Genomic DNA, 16,269 nt, shown 5'->3' with positions numbered 1-16,269 from the left:
AGCTTCCGAGACCCGGAAGCGGGTGCCTCGGCCGGAACCGGAACGATCAGGCGGAGCCGCCCCACCCAAGGCGCACATCCGCCCCGTGTGCCCGAACAGGGAGGAGACCGACGCCATGTCCGACCGCGACCCGCAGCCGGTGGAGCGTCAACTGCCGACGGAAGAGGCGAGGGATCTGCTCGCGCTCGTCCGTGAGCTGGCGCAGCGCGAGATCGCGCCGAAGGCGGCCGAGGAGGAGGACGCGGGTCGTTTCCCGCGCGAGGTCTTCACCCTGCTCTCGGAGACGGGCCTGCTGGGCCTGCCGTACGACTCCGAGTACGGCGGCGGCGACCAGCCCTACGAGGTCTACCTCCAGGTCCTGGAGGAACTGGCCGCGGCCCGCCTGACCGTCGGCCTGGGCGTCAGCGTGCACACCCTCGCCTCCTACGGGCTCGCCGCCTACGGCACCAAGCAGCAGCAGGTCGAGCACCTGCCCGCCATGCTCGGCGGCGGCCTGCTGGGCGCCTACTGCCTCTCCGAGCCGTCCTCCGGCTCCGACGCGGCCTCCCTGCGCACCAAGGCCGTACGTGAGGGCGACGACTGGGTGATCACCGGCACCAAGGCCTGGATCACGCACGGCGGCATCGCCGACTTCTACACCGTGATGGCCCGCACCGGGGAGGACGGCCCGCGCGGGATCACCGCCTTCCTGGTGCCCGGCGACGCCGAGGGGCTGAGCGGCGCCCTGCCCGAGAAGAAGATGGGCATGAAGGGCAGCCCGACCGCCCAGGTCCACCTCGACGGCGTACGCGTTCCCGACAGCCGGCGCCTCGGCGAGGAGGGGCAGGGCTTCGCCATCGCCCTGTCCGCCCTGGACTCCGGCCGGCTCGGCATCGCGGCCTGCGCCATCGGCCTGGCCCAGGCGGCGCTGGACGAGGCGGTCGGCTACGCCGCCCAGCGCCGGCAGTTCGGACGGCCCATCGGGGACTTCCAGGGCCTGCGCTTCATGATCGCCGACATGGCGACCCAGATCGAGGCCGGCCGGGCGCTCTACCTCGCCGCGGCCCGGCTGCGCGACGCGGGCAGGCCGTTCGCCAAGCAGGCCGCCATGGCCAAGCTGCACTGCACCGACACGGCCATGAAGGTCACCACGGACGCCGTGCAGATACTCGGCGGCTACGGCTACACCGCCGACTTCCCGGCCGAGCGCTACATGCGCGAGGCCAAGGTCCTGCAGATCGTCGAGGGCACGAACCAGATCCAGCGGATGGTCATCGCCCGTCACGTGGCGGGACCGGAGGGTCGCTGAACTCGCCGCTGCGCACCGTCGGGGCCGCCAGCCTGATCCACTCGGGGTCGTGGCGGCCCGGCAGGGTGCGGCCCCCGTCGGCCCACGCGCGCATGAGGGCGAGGTAGATGGGCGGGTCCTGCGGCGCGGGCGGCGGAACCGATCCTGCGGGGCGGGGTACGAAGATCCGGCGCTGACGCCCGGTGGCCGTGTGCAAGGCGGTCATGCCAGGAAGAACGCGGCGTGGGCCGGACGGGTCACCGCCCGGCCGAATCGCGCTTCAGTTCACCGGCGTCCGCCCCGCGTACCGCCGGAACCGCCGTATCGGCACCGCCCGCGAACGACCGCTCCCGCCGTTTCCGGACGTGTCCGTCCCGCACCACGGCGGCCGGCGCGGCCGTGGCGCGGAGCGGTGCGTCCGTACGGGGTGTGGCTCAGGCCGCCTGGCCGCCCATCGCCCGCACGCGCATCGGGCGCGAGCCCGGGCCGCCGACGTGCGAGAAGGGCTGCGTCCGCCAGTCAAGACCCTGGGGGAGCGTCAGCAGCAGGGCGGTGTCCTGCTCCTGCGGGGCGAAGGACTCGTCCGCGGGGCGGGCCTCGGTCGCGGCGCGGCCCGTGCCCGCGCACACCGTGAGGCCGAACGGGTTCCACGGCGAGGCGCACAGCGCGTGCTCCGGCAGGAACTCCTCGTCCGCCAGCAGCGCGATGGGCTGCGCGCAGTCCGGGCAGAGCACCCGGTACATCTCGAAGGTGTCGTATGCGTCGAGTTCGTCGGCCTGGTCGGCGTCGGGTTCGACGCCCTCCGGCTCGGGCTCGACGACCTGCTGCTGCCGCTTGGACGCGGATCGACCAGGGCGCTTGACACTCTGCATGGGATTCTCCCCCTAAGGCTGGGCCGTGAAGGCACTGCGGCCTCGACCACAGCAAGCACTTCCCGCCACGTCCGGGGGGTAATCACGAGACCATCACGGAGGGCGCCCGTCCGCTGTGGTCTTCGTCACATGCCTTGCGCGGGTGTACCGGTGCGGCGCTTTTGTCCCCCGTCGTCCGCCCGCTCCGCACCCCCGCGCCTGGGCCGCGGTCCGCCCGCACCTCGCAAACCGGGCATGACCAGCGTTGCCCAGGTATCCGAGGAGATCACGCGCACTGTAGGTTTTGGCGCCATGGAGGAGCTGGACCGTCAGATCGTGCAGCTGCTCGTCAAGGACGGGCGGATGAGCTACACAGACCTGGGCAAGGCCACGGGCCTGTCCACGTCGGCCGTGCACCAGCGGGTGCGCCGGCTCGAACAGCGTGGCGTCATCCGCGGCTACGCCGCGGTCGTCGACCCCGAGGCCGTCGGGCTGCCGATGACCGCTTTCATCTCGGTGAAACCGTTCGACCCCAGCGCCCCCGACGACATCGCGGACCGCCTCGCCGGCGTCCCCGAGATCGAGGCCTGCCACAGCGTCGCCGGCGACGAGAACTACATCCTCAAGGTGCGGGTGGCCACCCCGCACGAACTGGAGGAGCTGCTGGCCCGGCTGCGCAGCCTGGCGGGGGTCTCCACGCGGACCACCGTCGTGCTGTCCACCCCGTACGAGGCGCGCCCCCCGCGGATCTGAACCGGCCGCCCCGGTGCCCCGCGTGCCCCACGCGCGCGAGAGACTGTGGGGCATGAGTGAGCAGTCCGCCGACCCCAAGACCGTCCTCCTGCGCCGCGGAGAGGTCCACAGCCCCGCCGACCCCTTCGCCACCGCCATGGTGGTGGAGCGCGGACAGGTCGCCTGGGTCGGCTCCGAGGGTGCCGCCGACGCCTTCGCCGACGGCGTTGACGAGGTGGTCGACCTCGACGGCGCCCTGGTCACCCCCGCCTTCACCGACGCCCATGTGCACACCACCGCCACGGGCCTCGCGCTGACCGGCCTCGACCTCTCCGACGCGCCTTCCCTGGAGGCGGCTCTCGCCCTGGTCCGCGACTTCGCCGCGGCCCGGCCCGGCGACCGGGTGCTGCTCGGCCACGGCTGGGACGCCGCCCGCTGGCCCGGCGGCCGGCCGCCGGCCCGCGCGGAACTGGACGCCGCCACCGGCGGCCGCCCGCTCTACCTCTCCCGCATCGACGTGCACTCGGCGGTCGTCACCACCGCCCTGCTGGACCTGGTCGCCGGTGACGTCACCCGCGAGGACGCGCCGCTCACCGCGGACGCCCACCACGCCGTGCGCGAGGCCGCCCTCGCCGCCGTCACCCCGGACCAGCGCGCCGAGGCGCAGCGCACCGCCCTCGCCCACGCCGCCTCCCTCGGCATCGGCTCGGTGCACGAGTGCGGCGGCCCGCAGATCTCCTCCGAGGACGACTTCACCGCCCTGCTGCGGCTCGCCGCCGAGGTGCCCGGACCGCGCGTGATCGGCTACTGGGCCGAGCAGAACGTGGACAAGGCCCGCGAGCTGGGCGCGCTCGGCGCCGCCGGTGACCTGTTCGTGGACGGCGCCCTCGGCTCGCACACCGCCTGTCTGCACCAGCCGTACACCGACGCCGGCCACACCGGTACCGCCTACCTGGACGCCGACGCCGTCGCCGCCCATGTCGTCGCCTGTACCGAGGCGGGGCTCCAGGCCGGCTTCCACGCCATCGGCGACGCGGCCGTGACCGCGGTCGTGGAGGGTGTGCGCGTGGCCGCCGAGAAGACCGGTCTAGCCCGGGTCCGGGCGGCCCGCCACCGTGTCGAGCACGCCGAGATGCTCACCCCCGAGGCCGTCGCCGCCTTCGCCGAGCTGGGCCTGATCGCATCCGTGCAGCCCGCCTTCGACGCGCTCTGGGGCGGCGAGGACGGCATGTACGCCCGGCGTCTGGGCGCCGAGCGGGCCCGCGCCCTCAATCCGTTCGCCGCGCTGCTGCGGGCCGGGGTCCCCCTGGCGTTCGGCTCCGACAGCCCGGTCACCCCGCTCGACCCCTGGGGCACGGTCCGCGCCGCCGCGTTCCACCACACGCCCGAGCACCGGGTGTCCGTCCGTGCCGCGTTCACCGCCCACACCCGCGGCGGCTGGCGCGCCATCGGCCGCGACGACGCCGGCGTCCTGGTGCCCGGCGCACCCGCCGACTACGCCGTCTGGCAGACCGGTGAGCTGGTCGTCCAGGCCCCCGACGACCGGGTGGCCCGCTGGTCCACCGACCCGCGCTCGGGCACCCCCGGCCTGCCCGATCTGAGCCCCGGCGGCGAGCTGCCCCGCTGCCTGCGCACCGTGGTCGGCGGACGGACGGTGTTCGTACGGCCGGGCGAGTGATCTCCCGGGGTGGCGCGACGGCGCTCCTGGGGCGCCGCGGCCTCGCCCTACCTGCGCATCCTCCGGGTCCGGCGTGGCAGGTGGTACGTCCATGCAGGTCAGGAGGCTGTTGACAGGCCGCGGCCGAGGGCCGGTAGGTTCGGCGGAGTCCACCACCGGACGCCCGACCGTGGAGTGTTCGCGCACTCGTCGCAGCGCCGCTGGGTCAGGGACGGTGTGCCGCACCGGGCACCGTCGCTGGCAGCCAGGCTCAGCGCCCGCGCCGACGGGGGAACGCTCCGGCCGGTCGGCAAGGTGTGACCCGGGTGGGGCCCGGTTGCTCAGTAGACAACGGCTTTCGGTCGACCCGCAGCCAGCGGGTCCCAGGTCGGCCCGAAGGGTGCCGGGCCCCCATCCGCAGTGGAACGCGGATGCCGAAAAACACATTCTTACCCCACGCTTGAGGAAACAACACCGCCGTACGACCGTGCCGTCGCGTCATCGCAGGCCGCGAGCACTATGGTGGACGCCTGCGTACGACATGAAGGGGCAGCAGTGAACGACGGCGACGGGACCCTCGCGGCCAAGGCCCAGGGGAGGCAGTTCGGTCCGCTCGGCACGGCCTTGGTGATCATCCCGACCTACAACGAGGCGGAGAACATCAAGTCCATCGTCGGCCGGGTGCGCAAGGCCGTCCCCGACGCGCACGTGCTGGTGGCGGACGACAACAGCCCCGACGGCACGGGCAAGCTGGCCGACGAACTGGCCGCCGAGGACGACCACGTCCAGGTGCTGCACCGCAAGGGCAAGGAGGGCCTGGGCGCCGCCTATCTGGCGGGCTTCCGCTGGGGCATGGAGAACGGCTACGGCGTCCTGGTCGAGATGGACGCCGACGGCTCCCACCAGCCCGAGGAACTGCCCCGGCTGCTCACCGCGCTCAAGGGCGCCGACCTGGTGCTCGGCTCGCGCTGGGTGCCCGGCGGCCGCGTGGTGAACTGGCCCAAGTCCCGCGAGTTCATCTCCCGAGGCGGCAGCCTCTACTCCCGCCTCGCGCTCGACCTGCCGCTGCGGGACATCACCGGCGGCTACCGCGCCTTCCGTCGCGAGACCCTCGAGGGCCTGGGCCTGGACGACGTCGCCTCCCAGGGCTACTGCTTCCAGGTCGACCTGGCCCGGCGCGCGGTGAAGGCCGGGTACCACGTGGTCGAGGTGCCCATCACCTTCGTGGAGCGCGAACTCGGCGACTCCAAGATGAGCCGCAACATCGTGGTCGAGGCGCTGTGGCGGGTCACCGCCTGGGGTGTCGGGGACCGCGTCGGCAAGGTCACCGGCAAGGCGGGGCAGGACCGGACCCGGCCGCACGGCGCCCGCTGACCGTCCCGCCGCCCCGCTTATCCCGTCCTGAGCCGCGCCCAGGCACACTGGGAGCATGACGACTGGCGCTCCCACCTCCCCTTCCGCCACCCGGCCCCGCCGATCCCGGCTGCGCAGGTACCTGCCGCTGGGCATCGCCGTGTGGCTGGCGCTGGAGGTGTGGCTGCTGACGCGGGTCGCGGGCGCGGCGGGCGGCCCCACCGTGTTCCTGCTCCTGGTCGCGGGCGTCGTCGCCGGCTCGGTGATCATCAAGAGGGCGGGGCGCCGCGCCTTCCGGAACCTCAACGAAGCACTTCAGCGAGGCGGTTCGCCGGCCCGCGGCGGCGGCAACGGGCTGCTGATGCTCGGCGGTCTGCTGCTGATGATCCCGGGCCTGATCTCCGACGCGGCCGGACTCCTCCTGCTGCTCCCGCCGGTCCAGCGGGCCGTGAGCCGCTGGACCGAGCGCACTCTCGACCGCAGGCTCCGCAGCGTCGCCCCGGGCAGCCTCGGTGACGCCTTCCAGCAGGCCCGCATGCACCGCCCCGACGGCAAGGTGGTGCAGGGCGAGGTCATCAGGGAGGACACCGCCGAGCCCAGCGGGCAGCGCCCGCCGCTGACCCGCTGAGGCCCGGGGCGCGGCCGCCTCGCGCGGCTGTCCCGGGACAGCACGAAACCGCGGGCGCCGTACGTGGATCACGTACGGCGCCCGCGGTATTCCGTGTTCTCGCGCGTTACGCGCTCTTGCGGCTGTCCCTGGGGTGAACCGCGATGTTCATCGCCCCCGAGCGCAGAACCGCCAGACGCTCCTCGAGGACCTCTTCGAGTTCCTCACGGGTGCGCCGCTCCATCAGCATGTCCCAATGGGTACGCGCGGGCTTGGCCTTCTTCTCTTCAGGGCCGTCGCCGTCCACCAGGAGTGCCTGGGCCCCGCAGACCTTGCACTCCCACTCCGGCGGGATCTCCGCCTCGACCGAGAAGGGCATCTCGAACCGGTGCCCCTTCTCGCATGCGTACTCCACGGCCTGGCGCGGAGCCAGGTCGATACCGCGGTCCGTCTCGTAGCTGGTCACTACGAGGCGCGTACCGCGAAGAGCTCGCTCACTCATGAATCGTGCCTCCCGGGCTTGTCGCCCACAGGACAGGTGTCGCTGTCGTCGTCATCCGGTCAACGTCCGGTCGGCGGTAAAGATTCCCGTTCCGGGTCATGCGTCGCCGTCGTAGCCGCCCCTTGTTCTACCCACAGGCGCCCGGTTTGTCACATCTGCTAGCAGATGTCACCCACCGTTTCGGCATCTTTGACGCGCAGTAACGGTACGCCTGGCAGGCCAAACGCGTACACTACCGCCCTTTCGTGTCGAGTGCTAAATCGTGTCAGGAACCGGGTTGCCCGCATCCTCGATCGCACGCCGCACCGGCACCCGCGCGAGCAGGACGAACCCGATGACGAAGAAGGCCACCAGCGAGACGATCGCCGAGCGGTAGCTCCCGCTGAGCTGGTAGGTGACGCCGAACAGCAGCGGGCCGAGCCAGCTCATCCCGCGGTCGCTCATCTCGTACGCGGAGAAGTACTCCGCCTCCTTGCCGGCCGGCACCAGATGGGAGAAGAGCGACCGGGACAGGGCCTGGCTGCCGCCGAGCACCAGGCCGATCCCGGCGGCCAGCACGAAGAACCACACCGGGGCCCCGGCCGGCAGGAAGTACCCGGCCGCCAGCGTGGCCGTCCAGGCGACCAGTGACCCGAGGACGGTCCGTTTGGCCCCGTGGCGCCGTGCCAGCCGCCCCATCGCGAGCGCGCCCGCCACGGCCAGCACCTGCACCAGCAGCACGGCCGTGATCAGCGTGGACTGCCCGAGCCCCAGCTCCTCGGAGCCGTAGACGGAGGCCTGGGAGATCACCGTCTGAATGCCGTCGTTGTAGACGAGGTACGCCAGCAGGAAGGCCAGCGTCAGCGGATGCCGGCGCATGTCCCGGAGCGTCGCCGCGAGCTGCCGCAGGCCCGGGGCGGAGGCGCCCTCCACGCGAGTGTGCCGGTCGCGCAGCCGCCGCAGCGGTACGAGGGTGAAGAGGCCCCACCACAGCCCGGCCGAGGCCAGGCAGACGCGGACGGCGGCGGTCTCCGTCAGGCCGAAGGAGGCGTGCGCCGAGTACAGGACCAGGTTCGCGACGAGCATCAGGGATCCGGCCGCGTAGCCGAAGGCCCAGCCGCGGGAGGAGACCGCGTCGCGCTCCCCGGGCGGCGCGATCTGCGGCAGGTAGGAGTTGTAGAGCATCATCGCGACGGACTGCGCCGCGTTCGCCACGACGAGGAGCGCCCCGCCGAGCAGATACCGGTCGCCGTCGAGGAAGAACATGCCGGTGGTGGCGGCGGCCCCGGTGTAGGCCGCAGCCCCCAGCAGCGGTTTCTTGCGGCCCGTGCGGTCCCCCGCGGCGCCCACCAGGGGCATCACCACGACCGCGAGGATCACCGACAGGGACACCGAGTAGGCGAAGAAGGAGCCCGCCCGGACCGGGATGCCCAGCGGATGCACATAGCCGTCGGAGTCGGCCGCGTTCCGGGCGACCGAGGTGAGGTACGGACCGAGGAACACGGTCAGGACGCTGGTCGAGTAGACCGAGCACGCCCAGTCGTAGAAGTACCAGCCGCGCTGCTCGCGCCGCCTGCCCGCGGCTTCGCCGGCCGTCCCCGCCCGCACGGTGTCGGTGCCCACCCGTGCCCTCGCTTCCCCGCCGCAGTGCCGTGCGAAGGCCGGGACCCGGGTGCCGGGTCGCTCAGACCCAGACGCCGCGGTCCTCCATGACCTTGCGCAACGTGTCGATGTGATCGGTCATGATGCCATCGACGCCGAGGTCCAGCAGCCGGTGCATCCGCTCCGGCTCGTTGACCGTCCACACGTGCACCTGCAGCCCGCGCGCGTGGGCTGCGCGCACGAAGCGGTGGTCCACCACCGGGACGCCCGACTGGGCCTCGGGCACCTGGGCGGCGACCGCCGACCGGCGCACCGCGGCCGGCAGGCCCCAGGAGCGCAGCCGCAGGCTGAGCACCCCGCGCGTACCGAACGAGGTGGCCAGGCGGGGCCCGGCCAGCCGCTGCGCCCGCAGCACCCGCGCCTCGGAGAACGAGCCCACGCACACCCGGTCCCAGGCGTTCGTGCGCTCGATCAGCTCCAGCAGGGGCCGCAGCGCCGGTTCCGCCTTGACGTCGACGTTCCAGCGGGCCTCGGGGAACGTCTCCAGCAGTTCCTCGAAGAGCGGCACCGGCTCCCGCCCCGCCACGCGCGCGTGCCGTACCTCCTGCCACGGCAGGTCGGCGATACGGCCCGCGCCGTCCGTGACCCGGTCCAGCGTCGCGTCGTGGAAGGCGACGAGCCTGCCGTCCGCCGTCGCGTGGACATCGGTCTCGATGTACCGGTAGCCCAGCTCGACGGCGCGCCGGAACTGGGCCACGGTGTTCTCCAGCCCGTCGGCCGCCCCGCCGCGGTGGGCGAAGGCGATCGGGCCCGGATGGTCCAGGTAGGGGTGGCGCAGGGGCGGCGTCGTCAGGGTCACGGACGCAGTATCGCCCCATCGGGTGTCACCGCGGCAACGGCGGTACTGCCGCCCGGTGCCGGCGGGGCGGCGAACACCTTCAGGAAGAGCTGCGCCAGCGGGCCGATGGACACCGCGTAGAGCACGGTCCCGATCCCGATGGTGCCGCCCAGGGCGAACCCGGAGACCACTACGGTGACCTCGACCGCCGTCCGCATCAGCCGGATCGAGCGGCCGGTGCGCCGGTGCAGCCCCGTCATCAGCCCGTCGCGCGGGCCCGGCCCGAAGCTCGCCGCGATGTACAGGCCGGTCGCCGCCCCGTTGAGCACGATGCCCGCCACCAGCAACGGAACGCGTACGGCGAGGGCGTGCACGTCCGGCAGGAGCGCGAGGGTGCCGTCCATGGCCAGACCGACCACGAAGACGTTGGAGACCGTCCCGAGGCCGGGCCGCTGGCGCAGCGGGATCCACAGCAGCAGCACCACCGCCCCGACGGCGATCGACACCACGCCGATGGTCAGCCCGGTGAGTTCGGCGAGCCCCTGGTGCAGCACGTTCCAGGGCTCGAGGCCCAGCCCCGCCGCCACGAGCAGCGCCGAACTCGCGCCGTAGAGCGCGAGGCCCGCGTACAACTGGATCAGCCGTCTTCCGAGACGGCCGGCGGTGGACACGACATACCCCCCTGGGTGGTGGCGGTGGACTGACGCATGTCACTCTGAAGCCTGGGAGGACATCCCATCCATGGCCAATTCGGGGAAGGTGGACTGATCGGCATGGCGCATTGGACCTCTGCGGTGGGTGCCGCGCAGCTCGCCCGGCTGCTGACGTCACAGCAGGACCGCCCCGCGGGCCCCGGCAGCCGCCGTCCGCCCGCCTACCGGGCCCTCGCCGACGGCATCCGGCTGCTGGTCCTCGAGGGCCGGGTCCCCGTCGCCGCCCGCCTCCCCGCCGAGCGTGAACTGGCCCTCGCCCTCACCGTCAGCCGCACCACGGTCGCCGCCGCCTACGAGGCGCTGCGCGCCGAGGGCTTCCTCGAGTCCCGGCGCGGAGCCGGCAGCTGGACGGCGGTGCCCGCCGGCAACCCGCTGCCCGCCCGGGGACTGGAGCCCCTGCCGCCCGAGGCCCTCGGCTCCGTCATCGACCTGGGCTGCGCCTCGCTCCCGGCCCCGGAGCCGTGGCTCACGCGCGCCGTCCAGGGCGCCCTGGAGGAACTGCCGCCCTACGCCCACACGCACGGCGACTACCCGGCCGGGCTGCCCGCCCTGCGCTCGATGATCGCCGAGCGCTACACCGCGCGCGGGATCCCCACCATGCCCGAGCAGATCATGGTGACGACCGGCGCGATGGGCGCCATGGACGCGATCTGCCATCTGTTCGCGGGCCGCGGCGAGCGCATCGCCGTCGAGTCGCCGTCGTACGCCAACATCCTCCAGCTCATGCGGGAGGCGGGCGCGCGGCTCGTACCCGTGGCCATGGCCGAGGGGCTGGCCGGCTGGGACATGGACCGCTGGCGGCAGGTCCTGCGCGAGGCCGCGCCCCGGCTCGCCTACGTCGTCGCCGACTTCCACAACCCCACCGGCGCGCTCGCCGACGAGGACCAGCGGCGCCGGCTGGTGGACGCGGCGCGCTCGGCGGGCACCGTCCTCGTCGCCGACGAGACGATGACGGAGCTGTGGCTCGACGAGGAGTACGACGGCGGGATGCCGCGCCCGGTCTGCGGCTTCGACCCGGCGGGCTCCACCGTCATCACGGTCGGCTCGGCCAGCAAGGCCTTCTGGGCGGGTATGCGCATCGGCTGGGTGCGCGCTGCCCCGGACGTCATCCGCAGCCTGGTCGCCGCGCGCGCGTACGCCGACCTCGGCACTCCGGTGCTGGAACAGCTCGCGGTGAACTGGCTGTTCGGCACCGGCGGCTGGGAACAGGCCGTCGCGCTGCGCCGGGCCCAGGCGCGCGAGAACCGCGACGCCCTCGTGACCGCGCTGCGCCGGGAACTCCCCGACTGGGAGTTCGAGGTCCCGAAGGGCGGCCTGACCCTGTGGGTCCGCGCCGGAGGTCTCTCCGGTTCGAGGCTGGCCGAGGCGGGGGAGCGGGTCGGTGTCCGCGTCCCCTCCGGACCCCGCTTCGGCGTCGACGGCGCCTTCGAGGGCTACGTACGCCTTCCGTTCACGGTGGGCGGAGCGGTGGCGGACGAGGCGGCGACCCGCCTGGCAGCCGCGTCCCGCCTGGTGAGGACGGGTGCGACGGGCGACGCGGAGTCCCCCCGGACCTTCGTGGCGTGACACCGCCGTGGCCGCGGGCGTGCGTGCCCCTCCGGCACACCCGGCCCCGGCCGACCGTGCTTCACGGACTGTCGACGGCGACGGCCTTCGCGGCCACCGGTTCCGCCTCGCCCGCTTCGAGCGCCTCGGCCGCCTCGGCGGTCTCGGCCGTCTCCGCGTCCACGGGCGTGGTGCGAGGCGGCAGCAGCCCCAGCACCGCCTGCCGGTCGGCGTCGCTCGTCGCGTCGTCGTAGGGGTCCGGCGTCGCGGGCACCTGAAGCCGGTGCACCGGCCCCGTCCCCAGCCGCGCGTACCCGCGCCCCGGCGGCATCCGGGCCGGCGGACTGGTGTGCGGCGGCATCCCCAGCACAGCCTCCACCTGCTGCGGCGCCGCGGGCCCCAGCACGACACGCGCGCGTGCGTGCTGCCGTACGGCCTCGCTCAGCGACTCCGCGCTGTCGAACTGCTCGGCCACCACCACGGTCACGTTCGCGGCGCGCCCGTGCCGCAGCGGCACCTGCAGGAACGTCTGCGGATCCCGGCGGTGGTCCGCCTCCGCGAGGTGGGTGAAGACGGTCGGCCGGTCCAGCAGGAGCCACAGCGGGCGCCGGGTGTCCTCGGGCGGTGGGTCGCCCGCCTGCCGGGCGCGGTTGACGGCGGTGAGCCGCCGCTCGGTCTCCTGCGCGGCCCACTCCAGGCTGGCCAGCGCCCCGGCCGGCGCGCACTCCACGGCCAGGACGCCGTCCCGGCCGATCATGCACGCGTACTCGCCGGTGCCGCCGCCGTCGACGACGAGCACGTCGCCGTACTGGAGGGCCTGCAGCGCGATCGAGCGCAGCAGGGTCGAGGTGCCGCTGCCGGGGTGCCCCATGGCCAGCAAGTGCGGCTCGGTGGAGCGGATGCCGGTGCGCCACACGACCGGCGGCACGTCCCGCTGCTCCTCCTCGTACGAGAGCGGCAGCGTGCGCTGGACCTCGCTCGGGTCGGTGAACCCGAGGACCGTCTCGCCGGGTGCGGTGACGAACCGCTGGGCGGCGATGCCCGCGGGCAGGGGCGCGAGCACGGACACCGTGAGCCGGTTGCCCTCCTCGTCCCAGCCGAAGTGGTACTCGCGGCCCCGTCCGGCCTTCGCGGCGAGCAGGTGCTCGATCCGCGCGCGGGCCGTGGCCTCGCCGTCCGGGAAGTACGCGGGGTAGCGGATGACGAGGTGGGCGAAGCGCCCGTCGTCGTCGAACTCGTGTGCCTCGAAGGCCCTCGCCCATTCCCCGCCGTGCGCGTACAGCGGTGCCGGGTCCTCGGCGGTGGAGAAGTACGGCACGAGGGCCTCGTAGAGCGCCTGGAGGCGCTCGGCCTGGGTCTCGTCCGGCCCTTCGGGTTCCGGCGGGGTGCGGTCGCGGCCCTGCCGGGCCGCCGCCGCCATCACGGTGATGACGGCGAGCAGCGGTCCGTACGGCATCAGCGCCACGACCAGGACCACCGAGGCCGCCAGGAACAGCAGCGGCCCGCGTTTGTCCTTGGGCGTCTCGGCCCACCTGCGCCGCCCGGCCGAGGCCAGCCGGCGCAGCCCGCGCGAGATCGTGATCAGCGGGTGGAGGACATCGGTGGCGCCGTCGGCCGCCGTCCGGGCCAGTTCCCGGCTCCGGGCGATCTGCGTCCGGGCGATCTGCGCGCTGTCTTTGCTCAGAATGCGGGGAAGTGGGCGCCGGGCCACTGCTGTCTCCTGTTGGTGCGTACGGGCGGGGTGTTCAGGCGTCAGAACTTGATGCCGCCTAGGAGGCTCGCCAGGCTCTCGCCGCCCGCCTTGATGCTGGGGGCGATGGCCGTGCTGGAGAGGTAGAAGCCGAACAGGGCCGAGACGCAGGCGTGTGAGCCCTTGAGCCCGTCCTTGCGGAAGAAGAGGAAGACGACGATGCCGAGCAGGACGACGCCGGACATGGAGAGGATCATTTGAGACCTCCTGGTGTCGAGGGGGACAGTCACCGTGAGTACTTCCAGGATCACAGGATGTATCTATACGATAAAAGGTGCAACTGGGTGAATTACGGTTCTTTTCCCTCGACTGGCGGAGCCGTCGACGGGCCACGTGAACAGGGCGCTTGCGTCTGCCGGGGCCTGGGGTGATCTTTACCTCGGGCACTTCCGGTCATGTGAGGCGCGAGCCAGTACCCTTGCGGTTCACCTGAACGGTTGTAACGAGAGGCGGTCACGCCGATGACTGACGTTCCCGACCCCGAGGTCGTGGAGCTGGCGACCAAGATCTTCGATCTGGCCCGGCAGGGGCGGACCGAAGAGCTCGTGGCGTATGTCGACGCCGGCGTGCCCGCCAACCTCACCAACGACCGCGGCGACTCCCTGGTGATGCTCGCCGCGTACCACGGTCACGCCGACGCGGTGCGCGCCCTGCTCGCCCGCGGCGCCGAGGCCGACCGCATCAACGACCGGGGCCAGACCCCGCTCGCGGGGGCCGTGTTCAAGGGTGAGACGGAAGTGATCCGAGCCCTCCTGGAGGGCGGCGCCGACCCGGCCGCGGGCACCCCCTCGGCCGTCGACACGGCACGCATGTTCGACAAGGCGGAACTCCTGGAGCTGTTCGGCGCGCACTGACGCGATCGTTCTGACCAGGCACGACACAGACAACGGGGGAGGCGGTACGAGGCCGCCGGAAATACGGTCGCGGCAGCTCACAGCGCGGGTCATCATGACGACGTGATTCACGGACGCGAGGGCTGGGCAGGTGTTGCCGCACCGCGCGGACCGTGACGCGGTCCGCATGGGCCACCGACGAGAGGCAGAGAGAGATGGTCTACAGCAAGCAAGAGACGGCGGGAGCTCCGACGTTGTGTCACGCGGCCAGGTAATGCGTGTTTCCCGGTTGCATCGACGCTTGATGTGAGGCTGTTTCCCATGTTCGATCCGGTCATAGCGCCCAGCGGTACGCTGCTCGGCCTGCTTCAGCGGGGCCGCGGCGACGGCACGCTTCACGCGCTCACCGCCCCGCGCGCCGAGGCGCTCGCGGCCCTGAACCACTGTGTGCTGCGCGACCCCCGCCACGACTGGCAGGTGGAGAACCGCTCCCTCTACTACGCCCGGCTCTATCTCGACCTCGACGGCGAACTGGACGCCGTCGAGTCGCACCTCTTCGGCGCCGAGGACGTCCTCGACACCGAGGACTGCCGTACCGGCCTCGCCCTCGCCGTGCTCGGGCACCTCGCCTCCTACGGCAGGCGCGACGCGCTCGAACTGCTGCGCAGGTACGCCGCCCAGGGCTCCAACTGGGCCTGGGCCCTGGACGAGCTGGCCCTCCGGGACGACGACGCGGGCCTGCGCGCCCTCGCCGCCCCGGTCCTGGCCCGCTTCGCCACCGACGCGGAGGGCGAGGCCGAGCTGGCCGCCGCCGTCCGTGACGCCTTCGAGCCGAGGCCCTGGCGGCTGTGGGCCGAGGATCCGCGCGCGTCGATCGCCACGCGCGTGCGTGCCGCCCAGGAGACCGGCTGTTTCGACCGCTGGCAGCGCCAGATGCGGCCCACCGGACCCCGGCCGGGCTGGAGCGTGCGAGCCGTCTTCGAATGGGCCCAGCTGGGTATCGAGCGCGGCGCCGCCCTCCATGTGCCGGCCGCCCGCTGCCTGGTCGCCGTGGCCGGTCCCGACGACCGGGCGGAGATCCTCCAGGCCGCCCGGACCGGCACCGACGGAGCCCGTTGCACGGCCCTGCGCTACCTGGCCGACAGCAACGACCCGGACGTCCTCGGTCTGATCGAGGCCGCGGTCGCCGACGGAACGCCGGTCGTCGTGGAGGCAGCCGTGGACGCCTTCGAACGGATGCGCAGTATCGCCGCCGTCCAGCGCGCCCGTGGCTGGACCCAGCGCCCCGACGTCCTCGGGGCCGCCGCCGGCCGCATGCTCGCCTGCCGCGGCGGGGCCCAGGACAGCGACCTCGTCCTCCGCGCCCTGCGCGAGGCCGTGCGCGGCGAGGGGCCCGACGCGCCCACCCTGTGGACCCTGGTCGACGGCGCCGGACGCCTCGGCATCGCCTGCGCGGCCCCGGTGCTGCGCCACATCTACCGCGAGACGGCCTCCTCCCATCTGCGCGGCCGCGCGGCCCGCGCCCTGGCCGCCACCGATCCCTCTTTCGCCACCGGCTTCGCCGTCGAATGCCTGTGGGACTGCGAGGAGACCACCCGGGAGATCGCCGCCCGGCACGCCGAGACCGGCGACATCCGCGTCGTCGAGCGGCTCCGCCGCCTCGCCGCCGACCCGGCCGAGGAGGACGAGGTGCAGACGGCGGTCCGCAGCCGCTTCGGACCGGACGCGCAGAGCATGTGACCCTGGCCGTTCACGCCGGGGTGCGGAGCATGTGACCCGGGCCGTTCACGCCGGGGCGCGGAGCATGTGACCTGGGCCGTTCACGCCGGGGCACAGCGGGTGTGACCCAGCTGCCCGCGCCGGGGCCACGGGCTCCGGCAGGCGCCCGACGGGCGCGCGGGACACCCGGGGCCGGTCCTCGCCGGCCGCCGCCCGCACGCCGCCGCACGGGCGGGAGACCGCCCACGTGTGAACACCGGGTGACCCGCGGGACAGGCGGGCATGGCGGCCGTCCGACCCGCGCGGGTGCGCGGTCCAACG

The 16,269-nt window shown here is 73.4% G+C and carries 15 protein-coding genes; 8 read left to right on the top strand and 7 right to left on the bottom strand.

Features of this window, described 5'->3' with window-relative positions; all coding sequences use genetic code 11:
- The first annotated feature begins 115 nt into the window (after positions 1-115).
- Positions 116-1,288 carry an acyl-CoA dehydrogenase gene (locus ACWCPN_RS09750; RefSeq protein WP_365122978.1) on the top strand — a complete coding sequence of 391 codons (1,173 nt, stop codon included), beginning with the start codon at positions 116-118 and terminating at the stop codon, positions 1,286-1,288.
- Positions 1,289-1,701: 413 nt separating this feature from the next.
- Here the strand turns inward: ACWCPN_RS09750 and ACWCPN_RS09745 are convergent, their stop codons facing one another.
- A complete protein-coding gene (locus ACWCPN_RS09745; RefSeq protein WP_451203895.1) occupies positions 1,702-2,139 on the bottom strand; it encodes a hypothetical protein in 438 nt (145 codons plus the stop codon).
- Between the two features lie 291 nt (positions 2,140-2,430).
- On the opposite strand from ACWCPN_RS09745, the gene ACWCPN_RS09740 reads away from it, so the two are divergent.
- From ACWCPN_RS09740 to fxsA, 4 genes are all read left to right on the top strand, one after another.
- Positions 2,431-2,871, top strand: a complete 441-nt coding sequence (locus ACWCPN_RS09740; protein ID WP_004002750.1) for an Lrp/AsnC family transcriptional regulator — start codon at positions 2,431-2,433, stop codon at positions 2,869-2,871.
- Between the two features lie 52 nt (positions 2,872-2,923).
- On the top strand, positions 2,924-4,528 hold the full coding sequence (locus tag ACWCPN_RS09735; RefSeq protein ID WP_451203893.1) for an amidohydrolase: 1,605 nt from the start codon (positions 2,924-2,926) through the stop codon (positions 4,526-4,528).
- Between the two features lie 534 nt (positions 4,529-5,062).
- On the top strand, positions 5,063-5,881 hold the full coding sequence (locus ACWCPN_RS09730) for a polyprenol monophosphomannose synthase (protein WP_365122987.1): 819 nt from the start codon (positions 5,063-5,065) through the stop codon (positions 5,879-5,881).
- A gap of 55 nt (positions 5,882-5,936) precedes the next feature.
- Complete coding sequence (gene fxsA, locus ACWCPN_RS09725; RefSeq protein ID WP_451203891.1) at positions 5,937-6,488, top strand: FxsA family membrane protein; 552 nt, start codon at positions 5,937-5,939, stop codon at positions 6,486-6,488.
- Positions 6,489-6,594: 106 nt separating this feature from the next.
- Here the strand turns inward: fxsA and ACWCPN_RS09720 are convergent, their stop codons facing one another.
- From ACWCPN_RS09720 to yczE, 4 genes are all read right to left on the bottom strand, one after another.
- Positions 6,595-6,969, bottom strand: a complete 375-nt coding sequence (locus ACWCPN_RS09720; protein ID WP_003977404.1) for an RNA polymerase-binding protein RbpA — start codon at positions 6,967-6,969, stop codon at positions 6,595-6,597.
- A 255-nt stretch (positions 6,970-7,224) separates the two neighbouring features.
- Complete coding sequence (locus ACWCPN_RS09715; RefSeq protein ID WP_451203888.1) at positions 7,225-8,571, bottom strand: MFS transporter; 1,347 nt, start codon at positions 8,569-8,571, stop codon at positions 7,225-7,227.
- A gap of 61 nt (positions 8,572-8,632) precedes the next feature.
- A complete protein-coding gene (locus ACWCPN_RS09710) occupies positions 8,633-9,409 on the bottom strand; it encodes a glycerophosphodiester phosphodiesterase (RefSeq protein WP_365122993.1) in 777 nt (258 codons plus the stop codon).
- A complete protein-coding gene (gene yczE, locus ACWCPN_RS09705) occupies positions 9,406-10,059 on the bottom strand; it encodes a membrane protein YczE (RefSeq protein ID WP_451203886.1) in 654 nt (217 codons plus the stop codon). Before yczE ends, ACWCPN_RS09710 begins: the two co-directional genes overlap by 4 nt.
- A 102-nt stretch (positions 10,060-10,161) precedes the next feature.
- Between yczE and ACWCPN_RS09700 the strand changes: the two genes are divergently transcribed.
- Positions 10,162-11,667 carry an SCO1417 family MocR-like transcription factor gene (locus ACWCPN_RS09700; protein ID WP_451203884.1) on the top strand — a complete coding sequence of 502 codons (1,506 nt, stop codon included), beginning with the start codon at positions 10,162-10,164 and terminating at the stop codon, positions 11,665-11,667.
- Positions 11,668-11,728: 61 nt separating this feature from the next.
- On the opposite strand, the gene ACWCPN_RS09695 is transcribed toward ACWCPN_RS09700, so the two are convergent.
- Positions 11,729-13,357: a hypothetical protein gene (locus ACWCPN_RS09695; RefSeq protein ID WP_451203882.1), complete on the bottom strand. Its 1,629-nt coding sequence runs from the start codon at positions 13,355-13,357 to the stop codon at positions 11,729-11,731.
- A gap of 41 nt (positions 13,358-13,398) precedes the next feature.
- Complete coding sequence (locus ACWCPN_RS09690; protein ID WP_199209749.1) at positions 13,399-13,593, bottom strand: hypothetical protein; 195 nt, start codon at positions 13,591-13,593, stop codon at positions 13,399-13,401.
- Between the two features lie 264 nt (positions 13,594-13,857).
- Here ACWCPN_RS09690 and ACWCPN_RS09685 point away from each other — a divergent pair, with 264 nt between their 5' ends.
- Positions 13,858-14,250, top strand: coding sequence for an ankyrin repeat domain-containing protein (locus ACWCPN_RS09685; RefSeq protein ID WP_451203880.1), 393 nt, complete (start codon positions 13,858-13,860; stop codon positions 14,248-14,250).
- Positions 14,251-14,550: 300 nt separating this feature from the next.
- The gene (locus tag ACWCPN_RS09680) at positions 14,551-15,969 is read left to right on the top strand and encodes a HEAT repeat domain-containing protein (protein WP_451203878.1); all 1,419 of its coding nucleotides are present in this window, start codon (positions 14,551-14,553) and stop codon (positions 15,967-15,969) included.
- Positions 15,970-16,269 lie beyond the last annotated feature (300 nt).

The organism is Streptomyces sp. NPDC002386 (assembly GCF_053593175.1).
Note: the sequence above shows the minus strand (reverse complement) of the source record. Positions and strands in the feature narration are given on the sequence as shown.

Coding starts and splice junctions, on each gene's coding strand:
- ACWCPN_RS09750 (WP_365122978.1), top strand. CDS start 116: ATGTCCGACCGCGACCCGCAGCCGGTGGAGCGTCAACTGCCGACGGAA.
- ACWCPN_RS09745 (WP_451203895.1), bottom strand. CDS start 2,139: ATGCAGAGTGTCAAGCGCCCTGGTCGATCCGCGTCCAAGCGGCAGCAG.
- ACWCPN_RS09740 (WP_004002750.1), top strand. CDS start 2,431: ATGGAGGAGCTGGACCGTCAGATCGTGCAGCTGCTCGTCAAGGACGGG.
- ACWCPN_RS09735 (WP_451203893.1), top strand. CDS start 2,924: ATGAGTGAGCAGTCCGCCGACCCCAAGACCGTCCTCCTGCGCCGCGGA.
- fxsA (WP_451203891.1), top strand. CDS start 5,937: ATGACGACTGGCGCTCCCACCTCCCCTTCCGCCACCCGGCCCCGCCGA.
- ACWCPN_RS09720 (WP_003977404.1), bottom strand. CDS start 6,969: ATGAGTGAGCGAGCTCTTCGCGGTACGCGCCTCGTAGTGACCAGCTAC.
- ACWCPN_RS09700 (WP_451203884.1), top strand. CDS start 10,162: ATGGCGCATTGGACCTCTGCGGTGGGTGCCGCGCAGCTCGCCCGGCTG.
- ACWCPN_RS09690 (WP_199209749.1), bottom strand. CDS start 13,593: ATGATCCTCTCCATGTCCGGCGTCGTCCTGCTCGGCATCGTCGTCTTC.
- ACWCPN_RS09685 (WP_451203880.1), top strand. CDS start 13,858: ATGACTGACGTTCCCGACCCCGAGGTCGTGGAGCTGGCGACCAAGATC.
- ACWCPN_RS09680 (WP_451203878.1), top strand. CDS start 14,551: ATGTTCGATCCGGTCATAGCGCCCAGCGGTACGCTGCTCGGCCTGCTT.